Origin of the sequence: Kaistella solincola (genome assembly GCF_000812875.1) — a bacterium.
In the GTDB taxonomy this organism is placed as follows: Bacteria; Bacteroidota; Bacteroidia; order Flavobacteriales; family Weeksellaceae; genus Kaistella; species Kaistella solincola.
On record NZ_JSYK01000005.1, the window covers coordinates 43,934 to 59,936 of the forward strand.

16 protein-coding genes are annotated in these 16,003 nt (G+C 39.8%); 8 read left to right on the forward strand and 8 right to left on the reverse strand.

Translation table 11 applies throughout. The features are described from left to right. Nucleotides 1-2 precede the first annotated feature (2 nt). Nucleotides 3-2,033 (forward strand): TonB-dependent receptor, encoded by a 2,031-nt coding sequence (locus OA84_RS10930; protein WP_039346469.1) that lies wholly within the window; start codon nt 3-5, stop codon nt 2,031-2,033. Nucleotides 2,034-2,106: 73 nt separating this feature from the next. On the opposite strand, the gene OA84_RS10935 is transcribed toward OA84_RS10930, so the two are convergent. Continuing rightward, the gene (locus tag OA84_RS10935; protein ID WP_039346472.1) at nt 2,107-3,006 is read right to left on the reverse strand and encodes a DMT family transporter; all 900 of its coding nucleotides are present in this window, start codon (nt 3,004-3,006) and stop codon (nt 2,107-2,109) included. A 151-nt stretch (nt 3,007-3,157) separates the two neighbouring features. On the opposite strand from OA84_RS10935, the gene OA84_RS10940 reads away from it, so the two are divergent. Genes OA84_RS10940 through purE form a run of 3 tightly spaced genes read left to right on the forward strand, consistent with a single transcriptional unit; the run spans nt 3,158 to nt 5,429 of the window. Further along, a complete protein-coding gene (locus OA84_RS10940) occupies nt 3,158-3,634 on the forward strand; it encodes a CYTH domain-containing protein (protein WP_039346476.1) in 477 nt (158 codons plus the stop codon). A 51-nt stretch (nt 3,635-3,685) separates the two neighbouring features. Then, nucleotides 3,686-4,882: a BaiN/RdsA family NAD(P)/FAD-dependent oxidoreductase gene (locus OA84_RS10945; RefSeq protein ID WP_039346479.1), complete on the forward strand. Its 1,197-nt coding sequence runs from the start codon at nt 3,686-3,688 to the stop codon at nt 4,880-4,882. A 43-nt stretch (nt 4,883-4,925) separates the two neighbouring features. Next, nucleotides 4,926-5,429, forward strand: a complete 504-nt coding sequence (gene purE / locus OA84_RS10950) for a 5-(carboxyamino)imidazole ribonucleotide mutase (RefSeq protein ID WP_039346482.1) — start codon at nt 4,926-4,928, stop codon at nt 5,427-5,429. A gap of 51 nt (nt 5,430-5,480) precedes the next feature. On the opposite strand, the gene OA84_RS10955 is transcribed toward purE, so the two are convergent. After that, nucleotides 5,481-6,710, reverse strand: a complete 1,230-nt coding sequence (locus OA84_RS10955; protein ID WP_039346486.1) for an aminotransferase class I/II-fold pyridoxal phosphate-dependent enzyme — start codon at nt 6,708-6,710, stop codon at nt 5,481-5,483. A gap of 155 nt (nt 6,711-6,865) precedes the next feature. Between OA84_RS10955 and OA84_RS10960 the strand changes: the two genes are divergently transcribed. After that, nucleotides 6,866-7,324: an Lrp/AsnC family transcriptional regulator gene (locus tag OA84_RS10960; RefSeq protein WP_039346525.1), complete on the forward strand. Its 459-nt coding sequence runs from the start codon at nt 6,866-6,868 to the stop codon at nt 7,322-7,324. An 80-nt stretch (nt 7,325-7,404) separates the two neighbouring features. On the opposite strand, the gene OA84_RS10965 is transcribed toward OA84_RS10960, so the two are convergent. The 4 genes from OA84_RS10965 to tyrS form a co-directional block, all read right to left on the reverse strand. Continuing rightward, complete coding sequence (locus OA84_RS10965) at nt 7,405-8,766, reverse strand: alpha/beta hydrolase-fold protein (RefSeq protein WP_052252206.1); 1,362 nt, start codon at nt 8,764-8,766, stop codon at nt 7,405-7,407. A 45-nt stretch (nt 8,767-8,811) separates the two neighbouring features. After that, nucleotides 8,812-9,450, reverse strand: a complete 639-nt coding sequence (locus OA84_RS10970) for an alpha/beta hydrolase (RefSeq protein ID WP_039346489.1) — start codon at nt 9,448-9,450, stop codon at nt 8,812-8,814. 65 nt (nt 9,451-9,515) lie between these two features. Further along, nucleotides 9,516-10,268 (reverse strand): acyl-CoA desaturase, encoded by a 753-nt coding sequence (locus OA84_RS10975; RefSeq protein WP_039346492.1) that lies wholly within the window; start codon nt 10,266-10,268, stop codon nt 9,516-9,518. Between the two features lie 100 nt (nt 10,269-10,368). Beyond that, the gene (gene tyrS / locus OA84_RS10980) at nt 10,369-11,664 is read right to left on the reverse strand and encodes a tyrosine--tRNA ligase (RefSeq protein WP_039346495.1); all 1,296 of its coding nucleotides are present in this window, start codon (nt 11,662-11,664) and stop codon (nt 10,369-10,371) included. A 218-nt stretch (nt 11,665-11,882) separates the two neighbouring features. Between tyrS and OA84_RS10985 the strand changes: the two genes are divergently transcribed. The 3 genes from OA84_RS10985 (at nt 11,883) to OA84_RS10995 (ending at nt 14,127) form a co-directional block, all read left to right on the forward strand. Beyond that, nucleotides 11,883-12,806 carry a mechanosensitive ion channel family protein gene (locus OA84_RS10985; RefSeq protein WP_039346531.1) on the forward strand — a complete coding sequence of 308 codons (924 nt, stop codon included), beginning with the start codon at nt 11,883-11,885 and terminating at the stop codon, nt 12,804-12,806. 38 nt (nt 12,807-12,844) lie between these two features. After that, complete coding sequence (locus OA84_RS10990) at nt 12,845-13,576, forward strand: sterol desaturase family protein (protein WP_039346499.1); 732 nt, start codon at nt 12,845-12,847, stop codon at nt 13,574-13,576. A gap of 104 nt (nt 13,577-13,680) precedes the next feature. Next, complete coding sequence (locus OA84_RS10995) at nt 13,681-14,127, forward strand: KTSC domain-containing protein (RefSeq protein ID WP_039346502.1); 447 nt, start codon at nt 13,681-13,683, stop codon at nt 14,125-14,127. Between the two features lie 142 nt (nt 14,128-14,269). Here the strand turns inward: OA84_RS10995 and OA84_RS11000 are convergent, their stop codons facing one another. Together OA84_RS11000 and OA84_RS11005 are read right to left on the reverse strand one after the other, a co-directional pair. Beyond that, the gene (locus tag OA84_RS11000) at nt 14,270-14,539 is read right to left on the reverse strand and encodes a TFIIB-type zinc ribbon-containing protein (protein WP_039346505.1); all 270 of its coding nucleotides are present in this window, start codon (nt 14,537-14,539) and stop codon (nt 14,270-14,272) included. A gap of 161 nt (nt 14,540-14,700) precedes the next feature. Next, nucleotides 14,701-15,765 (reverse strand): Gfo/Idh/MocA family protein, encoded by a 1,065-nt coding sequence (locus OA84_RS11005; protein ID WP_039346508.1) that lies wholly within the window; start codon nt 15,763-15,765, stop codon nt 14,701-14,703. Between the last annotated feature and the right edge of the window lie 238 nt (nt 15,766-16,003).

The following is a 16,003-nucleotide window of genomic DNA, read 5'->3' on the forward strand; positions in this document are numbered from 1 at the left end:
TTATGGGCAAATTTTTCACTTTTTTCCTTTTCGCCATCTTTCTACGAATCTCCGCTCAGCAAAAGGATTCCGCGACTTTGATTTCCGAAGTCATCATTGAAGCTTATAAAAAACCGACGGCTTTTCTCAATTCCACCAAATCAGTTGGTGTAATTTCGCAAAATATTCTCGATAGCAATTCGCCCGAACGTTTGCTGGAAGCCATTAACCAAAATCCCGGCAGCACCGTTGAAGAACGTTCGCCCGGAAGTTACCGCATTGCGGTTCGCGGCAGTTCGTTGCGCTCGCCGTTTGGCGTCAGAAATATTAAAGTTTACCTCGATAATTTTATTTTGTCGGACGCTTCGGGCAATACTTATTTTAATGTGATTTCTCCGGAACTCATCAACGGTATCGAAATTTATAAAGGTCCGGAAAGTGGTGATTTTGGCGCTGTTACTGGCGGAACTTTACTTTTGAAAACGAAAAAAAGTGACGGTTTAGCAGCTAATTTTTCTGCGGGAAGTTTCGGAACTTTTAACGAAAGCACGAATTTTTCGAAGACGATTGGCAAACATTTTTTCCAGATTTTCCAGAATTTTTACCGCACCGATTCGTATCGCGAACAATCGGCGGTAAACAGAAAACAAATCTTTCTGAAAGACAATTTTTCTTATTCCGAGAAGGGCGTGTTGAAATCGGTGATCACTTTTACCGATTTAGCGTACGAAACGCCTGGCGGATTGACTTTGGAGCAAATGGAAAAAGACCTGCGGCAGGCGCGACTTCCCACGAAAACGCTTCCCGGTGCAAAAGAGCAAAATGCGGGAATCCGAAATAAAATGCTTTTGGCGGGAATTTCAAATGACCTGAAATTAACGGATAAACTGAATAATTTTTTCCTCGTGCAAGGTTCTTATGTCGATTTTGAAAATCCGTTTATCACCAATTTTGAAAACCGTTTTGAAAGTAATTTTGCCCTTAGAACGCACTTGAATTATGAACAGAGTTGGAATGACTTAAATGTAGAATGGCGCTTAGGTTTTGAAGGCGCCACCAATTCGATTTATATTAAAAATTACTATAACAATAGCGGGAAACAGGGTCTTCCGCAAAATTTCGATAAGCTGAAGAATAACTCTGGGTTTTATTTTTTGTCCCAAAAGCTAAATTTTAACCAAAGACTTTTTACGGATATTGCGGTAAGTTTAAACTACAATTCTTACGAATGGCAAAATATTTTTCCAAATTCTGCAAGCGGAAAAGTGAAATTTAAAAACCACATTTTACCGAATTTTGGCGCAACATATCGACTTGATAAAGGTTTTTCGTTGCGAGGAAAAATCGGAAAAGGAAATTCTGCGCCGACAAATGAAGAAATCCGCTCATCGACTCAGGAAATTAATGTGAATTTGTTGCCGGAATACGGCTGGAATAAAGAAATTGGTTTCCGGAAAGAATTTGCAGATTTGCTTTTCGTTGAAGCAAGTTATTTTGATTTCCGCTTGAAAGACGCAATTGTAAGAAGGCAGAATGAAAACGGTCAGGAATATTTTCTAAATCAGGGAAATACGGTGCAGAAAGGCGTAGAAATTCTTTTTGAAACAAAAAATTTCGAGCTAAACAATGCTTTTTTCAGCAATTTAAAGCTGAGATTTTCAGGCAATTTTTACGATTTTAAATTCGGAAAATATGGTCAGGAAGCAGCGAATTTTTCCGGAAATGATTTGACCGGCGTTCCGCAGGAAAGTTTCGCCAGCCTAATTAATTTGGTTTTTTTTAAAAAAATGAATGTTGCTTTTTCGCATTTTTATACCTCGAAATTTCCGCTGAATGACGCAAATTCCGTCTGGTCTGAACCGAGTTTTATCGTCAATTTACTGCTGAAATATCCGTTAAACTTCGGAAAAACGAAAGCTGATTTCCGCGTGCAGATTCAGAATCTATATAATTCAGAATATGTTTTAGGTTATGACATTAATGCTTTTGGTGGCCGTTTTTACAATCCGGCCGCGAAACGGAACTTTATTTTTGGGCTGAATCTGGAGTTTTAACACCGCGCCCCGGCTTGAACGGATCCCGATGTAAAATCGGGAGGGAGTGGAAGACGGAAAAAGGCGCCCAAAATCAGGATTTTCTGAACATTCCGGGTTTGTAATTGGTGATGAAAACGCCGATAATGATCAGCGCGGTGGCGGCGATAAATGTGGCGGAGACTTCTTCGTTTAAAACCAGCCAACCGAGGAAAATGGCGATAATTGTATTGACGTACGACAAAATGGAAATCTGTGTCGGACTGATTTTTTTCAAAGCGTAATGAAACGCAAAAAAGGCGATTACAGAGCCGAAAATTGCAAGGTAAACCGTTGCCGCAATACTTGTAAGCGACCATGAAGAAAAACTGAGATTGTCTGCCGCGATAAAACCGAAAATGATCTGTACAACGCCCGCAAAACTGAACTGGTAAAAAAGATTCAGCGAAATATTTTGTGGGCTGTGATTGATTTTTTTTGTGAAAATGGTGCCCAAAGCCCAGCCCGAAATCGCAATGAACATACAAATGACGCCAATCCGATATTCTGCGTTTAGCAAATCCTGCAAGCCGTTTTTGAAAATCAGCACAATTCCGCTAAAACCCAGCAATACACCGATTAACCCGCGAATGTTGAACTTCTGCATGCTGAATAAAATGCTGAGCAGAAACACCAAAAGCGGCGAAGCGGCGCTGATCAGCGATGCCAAACTGCTTGTGAGGTGTTTTTCGGCGACGGTGGTCATTCCGTTTGCTACTATAAGCATTAAAGTGGAAAGAATGATTTGATTTCGGAAATTGATCCAACCGATCCACTTCAGCTTTTTCGAAAAAATAAGCAGAAAAAACAGGATTATACCGGCTAAAAACTGGCGGATTCCGGCAACAAACCAGGGCGGAATGGTTTCTACCGCGACGCGGATTCCCAAAAATGTAGTTCCCCAAAATATAGCAACGGTAACGATGGCGATAACTAATCTGGAATCTTTGAACATTTAAATATTGAAAATTGTTGCAGAAACGAGCGAAATATATCTTTGCAAAGGTAAATTTTATGAAAGTGCTGACCAATTATGTATGGTGTTTTCTTTCTGAAAGTTGGTTTAAAAGCCGAAATGCGTGTACTTTGTAACAAAAGCAAAAATTATGGGTGTAGAAATTGAGCGAAAATTTTTGGTTGATAAAAAAGCGTGGCAAATGCTGGAAAAGCCCGCCGGCGAAATGTACCGGCAAGGTTATCTGCTGACCGATCCCGCAAAGACCATCCGTGTGCAGCAGACTCCGGACAAAGGTTTTTTAACAATTAAAGGAATTTGTGTCGGAGCGACGCGCGCGGAATTTGAATATGAAATTCCATTTGATGAAGCTAATGAGTTGTTGGATCAGTTTGCGAGTACTTCGCTGTCGAAAATGCGGTATAAAATTCTGGTGGGAAATAATCTTTGGGAAGTTGACGAATTTTTCGGTGACAACGAAGGTCTCATCGTCGCGGAAATTGAACTGAAAGACGAAGCAGAACTTTTTCAGATTCCGGTTTGGGTGGAAGATGAAGTGACCGGCGATGAAAAATATTACAATTCGAATCTGACGCTTTTTCCATTCACAGACTGGAACAAAAATTAACTGCTAAAACGGCATTTTTTTCCGGAATTCTAAAAACCTATTTTTGTGCAAATGTTCGAAAATCAAATTATTATCATCGGTGCCGGTCCAGCCGGACTTATGGCGGCGCAAAAGCTGGCAGAAAAAGGTTTTAGCGTTCACGTTTATGAGCAGAATAAAGCTGCCGCACGAAAGTTTTTAGTGGCGGGAAAGGGCGGTTTTAATTTGACACACAGCGAAGAATTGAATGCTTTTGTTGAAAAATACGACGCGCCAGAAATTCGCGAATCGGTACAAAGTTTTGATAATCAAAAAGTTATTGCGTGGTTAAATGATTTGGGAATAACTACTTATGTGGGAAGTTCGGGCAAGATTTTCCCGACGAAAAACTTTAAACCCATTCAGGTTTTAAATGAGTGGTTGAAAAAACTGGAAATGTTGGGTGTGCAGATTCATTACGAAAATACTTTTTTAGATTTCGATGATTCATCTGTTTTGCTTAAAAATAAAGACGGTGAAATCAAGCTTAAATATTCAAAATTAATTCTCGCAATGGGCGGCGGTTCCTGGAAAAAAACAGGTTCAGATGCGAAATGGATTGACATTTTGAAAGCGAAAAAAATCGCCATAAAGCCGTTAGAATCTGCAAATTCCGGATACAATACCAGTTCAGGTTTTCACCATTTGCAAGGCCAATATCTGAAAAATATAAAAGTTTATTTTAACGATCACAGCAAAACCGGCGAAATTGTTTTTACAAAATACGGCGTGGAAGGCAGCCCGATTTATTTTTTGAACCGTTTTACAAGAAAAAACGATTTTCCGCAAACGATTTATATAGATCTGAAACCCAATTTACCTGAAATTGAAATTTTAGAAAATTTGAGTGGCACCGAAAAAATAAGTTCTGTTTTAAAAAGAAAATTTAAACTGCCGACGACTGCGATTAATCTTTTAAAAACTTTAGATAAGGAAAGTTATACAAATGTCAAAAAGCTTGCGAAATTCATCAAAAAATTTCCGCTGGATGTTCTCAGTTTCCGTCCGATCGACGAAGTAATTTCTACGGCGGGCGGCGTTTCGTTTTCAGCATTAAATTCAAATTTTGAATTAAAAAATTTCCCGAACGTTTTCTGCATCGGTGAAATGGTAGATTGGGAAGCACCGACCGGTGGATATCTTTTGCAGGCGTGTTTTAGCACCGGAGCTGCGGCCGCCCGGGCAATTGCTGATTCTGAAAAAAATGCCCCTTTAACAGCCAAAAAATAATTTTTAAATTTCCTTACCTTTAAGCTTTAAAACAAATATCAATATGGTCGGAATAATTATGGGAAGCCAAAGTGACCTGGAAATCATGGAACAGGCGGCAGATTTTCTCAATTCACTCGAAATTCCTTATGAACTGACGGTAGTTTCTGCGCACCGCACGCCCGAGCGCATGTTCGATTACGCGAAAACCGCAAAATCACGAGGCCTAAAAGTAATCATCGCGGGTGCTGGCGGCGCCGCACATTTGCCTGGAATGGTGGCAAGTTGTACAACTTTGCCGGTTATCGGTGTTCCGATTTTATCTTCAAACTCTATTGATGGCTGGGATTCGGTTCTTTCAATCCTACAGATGCCGTCGGGAATTCCCGTGGCGACGGTCGCTTTAAACGGCGCCGCAAATGCCGGAATTCTTGCCGCGAAAATTGTCGCAATCTGTGATGAGGAAATTGCTCAGAAACTTATAAAATACCAGGTTTCGCTGAAAGATAAAGTGCTTGGAACGGTGACGGAAATCAAAAAAGTTCATCCTAACACTTTTGATAAATAAATTCTTGAACAAAAAAAACAACCAAGTTTGGTTGTTTTTTTACGCTGATATTTAGAGTGTTTTTTCCATTTTTCTTGGTTGCAGAATGCCGACCTGCTCCATGCACCATTTCATTTTTTCGTAGGTTCGCTTGATGTCGTGATCAAGGCCGACGGACATTCGGATTAAGCCGTCTGAAAGTCCCATTTCTTTTCGCTCGTTTTCCGGGATTTCTGACGAAGTTGAGCTTCCCGAAGCGGAGAAAAGCGTTTTGTAAAAACCGAGACTTACCGCGAGATAACCAAGGTTTTCCTTCTGCATCAGTTCCATTAACTCGTTTGCTTTTACCACGGTATTTACGTCCAAAGTTAAAAGTCCGCCAAAACCATAATCTGCATTCATCATACTTTTGAAAAGCTCGTGTTGCGGATGATTTTTTAAACCTGGATATTTTACCGATACGCCGTCCTGTTCAAATTTTTCCGCTAAATACTGGGCATTTTCGCTGTGTTTTTTAATTCTGATATGAAGTGTGCGCAGATTTTTCAAAATACTTGCAGCGCGAAAACTGTCGAGCGTTGGTCCCAAAAGCATGCATGCGCCGGTGTTTACGTCTTTTAAATCATTGATGAACTCTGAACTGGCGCAAACTACACCTGCTACGGCATCGCTGCTTCCATTGATGAATTTTGTCAAACTGTGAATTGTAATGTCTGTGCCCAAAAGCGTTGGCGAAATTGAAAGTGGTGAAAAGGTATTATCGACCACCAATTTAATATTGTGTTTTTTCGCGATAGCGGCCAAGCCACGTAAATCAGCAACTTCAAGTAACGGATTGCTGACCGTTTCGCAAAAAATTACCTTGGTTTTTTCGGTAATTGAATTTTCCACTAGTAAAAGGTCGGTAATATCAACAAACGTAGATTTGATGTGATATTGCGGCAGAAAATTCTTCATAAAAGCATACGTTCCGCCGTAAATTGTACGGCTTGAAATAATGTGATCGTCGCTTTTGCAAAGCTGCAGCAGGGTAGAAGTGATGGCGCCCATTCCGGAAGCCGTAACGTTCGCGCTTTCTGTGCCTTCCATTTGTGCTAAAGCTTCGCCGAGGTAAAGATTACTCGGTGAAGAATGTCGTGAATAAAGATAGCAGCCTTCGGTGTTTCCCTCGAAAGTATCGAACATGGTTTTCGCGGAAAGAAAAGTGTAGGTTGAACTGTCTGAAATTGACGGATTTACACCGCCAAATTCGCCAAAATATTGCAAATCCTGAATATTATTGGCCGCATCGAACTTTTTCATAAGCTTTGTTTTTGTATTGATTAAAATTGTTATTAATCCAATTTAAAAACAAAGGTTTGCCTAAACTTTAGAAAAATTAACGGTTAAAGTGGTAAATTTTAGATTTTTATTTTAATTTTGGATAAGCATTTAATCAAATGCCGAAAATATTACCGATGATTTTTGACTATAAAGATAAAAAATTGCTCGTTTTGCTTCAAAATGACTCCAAAAAAACCACGAAACAGTTCGCGGCGGCGCTTGATTTATCGGTTACTGCAGTTTTCGAAAGAATTAAAAAGCTCGAAAAAAACGAGGTGATTAAAAAATATGTGGCGCTTGTGGATAAAGGCAAGCTGCATAAAAGTTTTGTGGTGCTTTGTCATGTAAAACTGGCGCAGCATAAAAAGCAGTACATCGTACAGTTTGAAAATGAAATTACGCAGTTTCCGGAGGTTTTGGAATGTTTTCACGTTTCCGGCGATTACGATTATATCCTGAAAATCTGTGTTGCCGATATTTCAGAATATCGTGATTTTATGGTAAGTAAACTGACCAATTTGCAACATATCGCGAGTACGCAAAGTTCATTTATGATTAAAGAAGTGAAAAATTCCACCGTAATTGAACCTTAAATTTTAGCCGTTAAAACCGCATTTTTTAAGATTTTAAAAAAAAACGAAACTGAGAAATCAGCTTCGTTTTTTTGATTTTTTTATTTTGACATAAACCGCACCGCGGCGTTTTCTGTCTGAAGAATATAATGACCTTTTTTCAAGGTGTTCTTAATCTCGTTCCAGCCGTTTTTTAGTTCAACTTTTTCAAGCAGTCTGCCAGACAAATCATAAATTTTAGCTTGCGATTTTTGGGTTAAACCTTCAACGTATATCTGATTTTTTTCGAAACCAACAACGAGTTTTTTTTTAACAGCATTTTTGGTATTCAGCGTTGTGGTTTTAAAAAGCCATTGATACGCCGCAGCAAATTCGCCTTTCCAGTAATTTTCATTGTGTTGGCCGTAACTGTCTAATTTCACCAATGTATTTTTAGCTTTTAAACCGTCTGCTTCCATGCCGTTTTTCACCGCGGCAATATCGGCTGCCATCGTGGTGCTTTCGGTGGCACCGGCAACAAAATAGATACGGGTTCTTGACAAATCAGCGGTAGAATTAGCAATGAAGTCATTAAACTGTTGGGAAACAATCCAGTAAGCCGGGCTGAAAGAGCCAATTTTCCCGAAAGTTTCGCTGTATTTCACTCCGCCATAATTAGAAATTAAAGCACCTAAAGAACTTCCGATCAAAGCGTTGAACTCTTTTTCAGGTCTTGTACGGTAGTGCGAATCCACATAAGGCTTCAGCGTTTCTGCAATAAACTGCATATAAAGATCACCTTCGCCACCGCCGTACTTTGGGTTATTCCACGGTGTATATTCATCAATGCGTTTTTCACCTCCGTTATCAATTCCGATAACAATAGCGCCATAATCACCTTCAGAAAATAATTTGTTTAAAGTTTCATCAATCTGCCATTCGCCTGAATAAGCAGTTTTGTTGTCGAAAATATTTTGGCCGTCCTGCATATATAAAACAGGATATTTTTTGGTAGACGTTTCGTAATCCGGTGGAAGATAGATCCAGATTTTTCTGGTTCTGTTCAGTTGCGGAATAGCAAAGTCAGTGCTTAAAATATGCACGTTAGAAGCAGCTGTACTCGGATTTCCGGCACCTAAATCCTCCCAGGTCTGAATAGTATGATTTAAAGTCTGTGCGCTCCCGGTAAAAGTCGCCGTTCTGTTTGGTAACTGTCCGCCCGTTGCGTTTCCTTCAACGGTCGCCCAGCTGCCGCGCGTGAATTTGTATTCCAAAGTGCCACTTCCTTCCGGGATGGTATAAGTGTAATTACCTGAGCCGTCGGAAACCATCGGTGTGGAAGCCGGATTCCAGCCATTAAAATTTCCGGCAACATAAATTGTAGCTCCCGCGGGCGTGTTTGCCGGAACTGCAGTGATTTTTAATGTGATTTGCGCAGAAATTTGCGCAGCTATTAAAACTAAAAAAAGGAGAAATCTTTTCATAAATTTTGATTTAAAAATGATGCTTAAATGTAGGAAAATTTGCTTTTATTTATTAAAAAATTCCATTAGATCCATATAGTTTTTCTGGTTCACGCCGTGACCATTCATGTATTCCCGGAAGGAAAAATATGCGCCCATATCGTATAAAATATCAGCAGCTTTTCGTCCCCATTCCAGCGGAATTACGGTATCGTCGGTTCCGTGTGAGATAAAAAACCGGAGTTTTTCGATCATTTTTTTGTTTTTTGAAACATCACCAACTAATTTCTCCTCGTAATAGCAGCTTAAACAGGCTACTTTACTGAAAAGTTCAGGGTTTTGCAGCGCCAAAGCATAACTGATAATTCCGCCCTGAGAAAATCCGGCCAAATGGGTCGGTCCTTCGGTAAGTCCGTACTGCTGCCTGATTTTCGCAATATGTTCTAAAATTGCCTGTACAGAAGCTTTTGCCTGTGGTACATCAATTCGGTTTTCGAGCTTCATCAGATCGATATCATACCACGAAAATCCCTGATAAGCGCTTGTAAGCGGCGCGCGGAAACTGATGATCAACCAGTTTTCCGGCAACGTCGGCGCGAAGCTGAAAAGGTCTTCTTCATTGCTGCCGTAGCCGTGCAAGAGAATTAATAAAGGAGTTTCTGAAGTGATATTTTCGGGTTCGCGAATGCGGTAATGTAAATCCATAAAGCAAAGATAACGTTTTGGAAATTTTATAAAAAACAAAAAAACCGGGAAATACCCGGTAATTTTTAATGTTCTCTTTTTACGACCGCAACCGGATTCAGTTTGATGAGTTTCATCTTATCCAGCAAAATCATAATTAAATAAGTGACGTCTATTTCGTGCCATCTCACACCGCCGAAATTGGCTCTGCCACCGTGTTTGTGGTGGTTATTGTGATAGGCTTCGCCCATCATCAGCCAGTCGAAACGCAGCAGATTTTTGGAAGTATCAGAAACCTTGAAGTTAGTATAACCATAAATGTGTGCAAACCAGTTGATAATCACGCCGTGAATTGGCGCCATCATATATGCAACCGGAAGCAAAAGCCACTGCCACCACGCAGTTGCGAAAAAGTAAAAGAATGCAGTATACGCGATTCCCCAGCCAATTCGAGAACCCCAGGAGCTCGCGAACTTGTCGAATTTTTCCCATTGTGGGACATTTTTGGTGAACTTATCTTCGATGATTGCTTTCTGAGCATTGATATCAGCGTAAATTTTCTTTGTACGCCACATCATTTTGAATAGATTGTCGTCGTATTTCGGGGAATGCGGATCTTTTTCGGTATCTGCATACGCATGGTGCATGCGGTGCATGACGCCGTAACCGTAAGCTGATAAATAATTGGAACCCTGTGTAACCCACGTTAAAATATAGCACAGTTTTTCGCCGAATTTGGACATTTTAAAGGTTTGATGTGCCGCGTAACGGTGCAGAAAAAAGGTTTGGAAAAATAGTCCCGAATACCACAGAACTACGATAAATAGAAGGATAACCATAATAAAATATTAAAGGCAAAGATAAGGTGAAATCTTTAAAAATAAAAGCCGGAAATCTTCCGGCTTTCATAATATTATGTTAAATATTTCTTTTCAGATTTTAAATGGCTTTTACAATGAAATAATTCTTTTTCCCTTTTTGTAAAAGCAAAAATTTGCCGTCAATAAGGTCTTTTTTTTCTATTTGGAAAGTGTCGGTTACTTTCTCTTTATTTATGGAAATTGAATTTCCGGCCAATTCTCGCTTTGCTTCACCTTTTGATTTTAAAAATCCGGATTTTTCCGAAATAAGATCGATGAAATTTCCGCCCACAACTTCATCAATAGCGATTTCTTTTTGCGGAACACCATCAAAAACTTCCAGGAAAGTCGCTTCATCCAGATTTACCAAATCTTCAGCAGTGGAGCGGCCGAACAGAATTTCCGAAGCCTTTACTGCTTTTTCATATTCTTCACGGTTGTGAACCCAAACGGTTACTTCTTCTGCAAGTTTTTTCTGAAGTTTTCTTTCGTGCGGCGCGGTTTGATGCTCTGCAATTAAATTTTCAATTTCCTCTTTTGACAGGAAAGTGTAGAATTTAATAAATCTTTCAGCATCAGCATCGGTGGCATTAACCCAAAACTGGTAGAATTTATACGGCGAAGTTTTTTTAGCATCCAGCCAGTAATTTTCACCAGCTTCAGATTTTCCGAATTTCGAACCGTCCGCTTTTGTAATCAATGGAACCGTAAGTGCGAAAGCCTCGCCCTGCGCTTTTCGGCGGATCAGTTCAGTTCCGGTGGTGATATTTCCCCATTGGTCCGAGCCGCCCATTTGCAGCCGCACATTTTTCGCTTTATATAAATGAAGGAAATCATAACCCTGCAAAAGCTGGTAAGAAAATTCGGTGAAACTCATGCCTTCTGCGCCGCCTTCGCCGGTGATTCTTTTCTTTACTGAATCCTTCGCCATCATATAATTCACGGTGATGTTTTTGCCAACTTCGCGGATGAATTCCAAAAAGGAAAAATCTTTCATCCAATCGTAATTGTTCACCATCTCCGCGCTGTTGGCTTCCGTTCCGTCGAATTTTAAAAAGCGGGAAAGCTGATTTTTAAGACAATCTACATAATGATTTAATGTTGCTTCATCAAGCGCATTTCTTTCACTTGATTTTCCAGAAGGATCGCCGATCATGCCCGTTGCACCGCCCACCAAAGCGATTGGTTTGTGACCGTGTTGCTGAAAATGCGCCAATATTTTAATCTGAATTAAACTTCCGATATGAAGCGAATCTGCGGTAGGATCGAAGCCGATATAAGCAGTAGTCATTTCCTTATTGAGTTGTTCTTCGGTTCCCGGCATCATGTCGGCAAAAAGGCCGCGCCATTTCAATTCTTCAATAAAAGCGTTCATTTTTGTTGCAATTTTTTCAGGTGCAAAGATAAGTTTTTTGCCGGGACTGCGCGGAAAGACTCTAAATGAAATTCTGCGGAAAAAGCAGGAATTTCTGTCATTTAATTAAAAAATTTGCTGCTATAACAGGTTATTTTTTTGCACTTTCGTTTTCCTTCATCAATTAAAGTTTGCGCCAGCCTTCTTTTTTTCTTACCTTTTTATCAGAAAATTCACTTATGGGAAATCGCGATAATAAAAAATGGATTATGATTTACGGATCATTTGGCCTGCTGCTGATCGCGACTTATTATTTGGTGATGTTACCTGTTTTCCAACCGTTTCGGGAATATATTCCGTTTGTGCGAAAATTCTCTTTCAGTCTTTTTTTGATTGCAGTAATTTTTCTCATCAGCAAGGTTTTAGAGCGGCTTATCAACAGTCAGGACAGTCTGGAAGGTGACCGCTATAATCTGTTGCGAATCGTGCGATTTCTGGCGATTGTATTCAGTGTCATAGTGGCGGCGTCTTTTCTGTTTCAAAATTTATATGCGGCGGCGGTCAGTTTTGGTTTAATTTCCTTGGTTGTGGGTTTTGCACTGCAGGCGCCGATTGCTTCTTTTATCGCGTGGATTTACCTCATTTTTCGGCGTTCATACTTGGTCGGAGACCGAATACAAATTAAAAATTTCCGCGGCGATGTGGTGGAGATCAATTATTTGGATACTTCGATTTTAGAAATCAGTGGCGATTATCTGGGCAATGACCGGCGAAGCGGACGAACCATCCGTTTTCCGAATAGTTTGATCTTAAAGGAAGAAATCACGAATTATTCCGGGCCACAAATGCCTTTTATTTGGAATGAAACGGCGCTGCAAATTGCTTTTACAAGTGATTTGCCTTATGTGGAAGAATGTTTGCTTAATGCCGCGAAGCAGGATTTCGCGACAAAATATCCGAAATTTGAAAAGTGGAAATACAGCCAGTGGGAAGCTTCGGTTTATTTCCGGAACAACACTTTTGCGTGGCTGGAAGCTGTCATCAGTTATCCCGTAGAACCTTCTGATACAACCGGACGCAGAACCAGGATTTTGAAAGCGGTGTTGCCGGTTTTAAATAACGCTCCTGACAAAGTTCAGTTTCCGGAAGGTGTGAAACGCTAAAAAAGTAATTTGTAATTTTGAAAAAATATCGGGTTTAAATGGCAAATTTTTTTGGTTTTGTTTTCATCTTTTTTGCGATACTTCTGATCCGTTATTTCATCACGGCCGGATTTTTCTTTTCGTATTATTTGAAAACCAAAAACAATAAAACCGGTAATAAAATCCTGAGTCAGCGGCCTTTGAAAAAAAATCAGGTGCGGAAAGAAATTTACTGGAGCGTAATTTCTTCGGGCATTTTTGCCTTTTTTGGCGCTGTTACGTATTGGCTTTGGCTCAATGATTTTACGGCAATTTACCTCGATCCGGCTAAATTTGGATACTGGTATTTGCCCGTAAGTTTAATTATAATTTTGCTTTTGCACGAAACTTATTATTATTGGATTCACCGCGCGATGCACGTCCCGAAAATCTACAAAGTGGTACACAAAGTTCATCACGACAGCTTGAGTTCGACGCCGTGGACGGCGTTTTCGTTTCATCCGTGGGAAAGTATTCTGGAAGCTTTGATTCTTCCTATTCTTCTGCTCATTATTCCACTGAATATTTATGTTTTGCTTTTTTACCTGCTGTTTATGACGTTCAGCAGTTTTATAAATCATTTGGATATTGAGATTTACCCCGATTTTTTCCGGAAAAGTTCCTTTGGAAAATTGTGGATTGATGCCACACATCACCATTATCACCACAAAGAATTCAATACCAATTACGGCTTATATTTTACTTTTTGGGATAAATGGATGAACACCGAAAGTCGGAAAATGCAGCCTTAATTTTCTATTTTTTTTAAAAATTCTGAAATTTATTTTTTCAAACTGCTGTAACCTGTTAAATTTTAATTGCTTACTTTTGCACGCGCAAAAAACACGCACAGGTTATGAAAAAAATTGGAGAACACAGAAAACTTTTAGGCGTTGACAAAACAGCAACTTTAAAAGAACTCAAAACAATTTACCGGAATACGATGAAGGATTCGCATCCTGATAAATTTGTGAATGATGAAGCGGCAAAACTGGAAGCGGAAGAAGTGAGCAAATCGGTGATAGAAGCCTATCATTTTTTGGTGAGCATCAATCCGGAAACTCAGGAAAAATATAAGGAAGAATATACCGAAACCATTAAAAATTCGATAATTCAGGATTTTTATCTGGAAAAATCCATTCTGAAAGTTCAGCATTTTAACGGTAAAATGTACGAATACATCGGTGTTCCAAGAAATACCTACATCAAAATGGTGAATTCAGATTCGCCGAGCCGTTTTGCGCGCAGACACATTTACGGGAATTACACCTACCGAAAAAGTGGTGAAGTGATGGCAGATTGATTTTTCATTTTCATATTAAATTGAAAGCACAATTTTCGGCAGGAAATTGTGCTTTTTTTGAAATAGCGGGTAAATTTTAAAGCGGTATAATAAGAACCATTTTTTGATAAATCATCCCACACCAGACAAATTGAGTCTCAATTTAAAAATCAAAAAGATCTCCTAACAAGCCTTTTTTCTTTTTATAACGATAATCGTCGTTTCTGGAATAGTCGCGACGGTCGGTATAACTTTGTGTTGGCTGTTGGTATTGTTGCTGTTGCGGTGCTGGAGTTTCAGGGGTCGCACGTTCAATAATTTTATCGAGTTCGCCGCGATCCAGCCACACGCCTCTACAATCTGGGCAATAATCTATTTCGATACCACTGCGGTCAGTCATCACTAAACTGACATTACAATTTGGACATTTCATATATACTTATTTTAATTAATGGGTTTTGCAACAATATCCGTTCCTTTCGATTTATAAAATTGAAATGCACAATTTCCAGCAGGAAATTGTGGTTTTTCTTCGGTTTTTATTTTTGAAGTTAAAACAAAAAAAAACGCCATTAAAGCGGCATTTTTTTCAATTTAAAAGTTTTTTAAATCGATTACTTTTTCTTTCTCAGCGCTTTCTAAAGCTGCATCGATAATTTTCATGTTTTGAATGATTTGCGTTCCGGGTGAAGGAAGTGCAGCGCCAAAAACAATATGTTCATAAATTTCATCGTAATACTGCATATAATCGCCCGCTTCGCTGGAAGTCAGGATTCTTTCCGTGTCGGAATTTTCATTAATGAAAGTCAGAATTCCATCGGGTTCAAATAAAGATTTTGTCCAGATTTCATTGAATATCGGTCGCGCGCCAGCTACCAGTTCCGCTTCCTGAGAATCGGTTCTTTCCTGCAAAAAACTGCCCTTTTCACCGTGAAAAATATAAGCGTTGTGTGCTTCTTTGCTGAAAACCGAAGATTTTAAGCGTACGCGCAGATCATTTTTGTAATACAGAAGAATCTCAAAATAATCATTTGCAAACTTGGAACCTTTCATGGAGAAAACGTCCGCGAAAAGTTTTTCCGGAAAACCGAAAAGCTGCGTCGCCTGATCGATGAGGTGCGAACCTAAATCGTGCAGCGCTCCGGAACCCGGCAAATCCGGATTTTCTTTGTGTTCCTTGGAACCCGGTTCGGGACGGAAACGGTCAAAACGGATTTCAGCTTCTTTTAAGTTTCCTAATTTTCCGGAGTCCAGAATGTTTTTGACCTGAAAGAAATCGCGGTCGAAGCGGCGGTTTTGGTACACGCTGAGAAAGAGATTTTTATTTGCCGCTATTTCAACCAATTTTTCGGCTTCGGCGGTATTTACGGTAAAGGGTTTTTCTACGATAACATCTTTACCTGCTTCAAGGGCTAATTTTACGTAATTGAAATGCGTCTGCACCGGCGTATTTACCACAACCAAATCGATATCTGCATTTTCCAGCATTTCTTCCACGGAGCGAAAGATTTCCGCGTCGGGATAAGCGGATTTCGATTCTTCTTTGGAGCGCTCTACAATTGCGGAAAGAAAAAATCCCGGATGTTCTTTTATAAACGGCGCGTGGAAGATTTTTCCACTCATCCCGAAAGCGCAAAGCCCAACTTTTACCAGCTGCATAAAATGTAAATTTTAACAAATATAAAGTCTTTTTTTTTGAAAAATCGGTTTGGATTGTTGCGGAGCCTGCGCCCCGGCTTGAACGGATCCCGATGTAAAATCGGGAGGGAGTGGAAGACGGAAAAAGGCGCCCAAAAAAATATGGCGCTAAAAGAGCAAATTTTCCCTTTTAGCAACTTTTTCTGCAAACCTCGCGGCAGCTTGCAGAATTCTTTATAAATTGTGTAACGATTACGAC

Excerpts from the sequence above, each read along its gene's own strand:
- purE (WP_039346482.1), top strand. The coding sequence starts at position 4,926 with ATGGTCGGAATAATTATGGGAAGCCAAAGTGACCTGGAAATCATGGAA.
- OA84_RS11005 (WP_039346508.1), bottom strand. The coding sequence starts at position 15,765 with ATGCAGCTGGTAAAAGTTGGGCTTTGCGCTTTCGGGATGAGTGGAAAA.
- OA84_RS10970 (WP_039346489.1), bottom strand. The coding sequence starts at position 9,450 with ATGGATTTACATTACCGCATTCGCGAACCCGAAAATATCACTTCAGAA.
- OA84_RS10975 (WP_039346492.1), bottom strand. The coding sequence starts at position 10,268 with ATGGTTATCCTTCTATTTATCGTAGTTCTGTGGTATTCGGGACTATTT.
- OA84_RS10985 (WP_039346531.1), top strand. The coding sequence starts at position 11,883 with ATGGGAAATCGCGATAATAAAAAATGGATTATGATTTACGGATCATTT.
- OA84_RS10995 (WP_039346502.1), top strand. The coding sequence starts at position 13,681 with ATGAAAAAAATTGGAGAACACAGAAAACTTTTAGGCGTTGACAAAACA.
- OA84_RS10955 (WP_039346486.1), bottom strand. The coding sequence starts at position 6,710 with ATGAAAAAGTTCGATGCGGCCAATAATATTCAGGATTTGCAATATTTT.
- OA84_RS10990 (WP_039346499.1), top strand. The coding sequence starts at position 12,845 with ATGGCAAATTTTTTTGGTTTTGTTTTCATCTTTTTTGCGATACTTCTG.
- OA84_RS10945 (WP_039346479.1), top strand. The coding sequence starts at position 3,686 with ATGTTCGAAAATCAAATTATTATCATCGGTGCCGGTCCAGCCGGACTT.
- OA84_RS11000 (WP_039346505.1), bottom strand. The coding sequence starts at position 14,539 with ATGAAATGTCCAAATTGTAATGTCAGTTTAGTGATGACTGACCGCAGT.
- OA84_RS10930 (WP_039346469.1), top strand. The coding sequence starts at position 3 with ATGGGCAAATTTTTCACTTTTTTCCTTTTCGCCATCTTTCTACGAATC.
- OA84_RS10965 (WP_052252206.1), bottom strand. The coding sequence starts at position 8,766 with ATGAAAAGATTTCTCCTTTTTTTAGTTTTAATAGCTGCGCAAATTTCT.
- OA84_RS10940 (WP_039346476.1), top strand. The coding sequence starts at position 3,158 with ATGGGTGTAGAAATTGAGCGAAAATTTTTGGTTGATAAAAAAGCGTGG.
- OA84_RS10960 (WP_039346525.1), top strand. The coding sequence starts at position 6,866 with ATGATTTTTGACTATAAAGATAAAAAATTGCTCGTTTTGCTTCAAAAT.
- OA84_RS10935 (WP_039346472.1), bottom strand. The coding sequence starts at position 3,006 with ATGTTCAAAGATTCCAGATTAGTTATCGCCATCGTTACCGTTGCTATA.
- tyrS (WP_039346495.1), bottom strand. The coding sequence starts at position 11,664 with ATGAACGCTTTTATTGAAGAATTGAAATGGCGCGGCCTTTTTGCCGAC.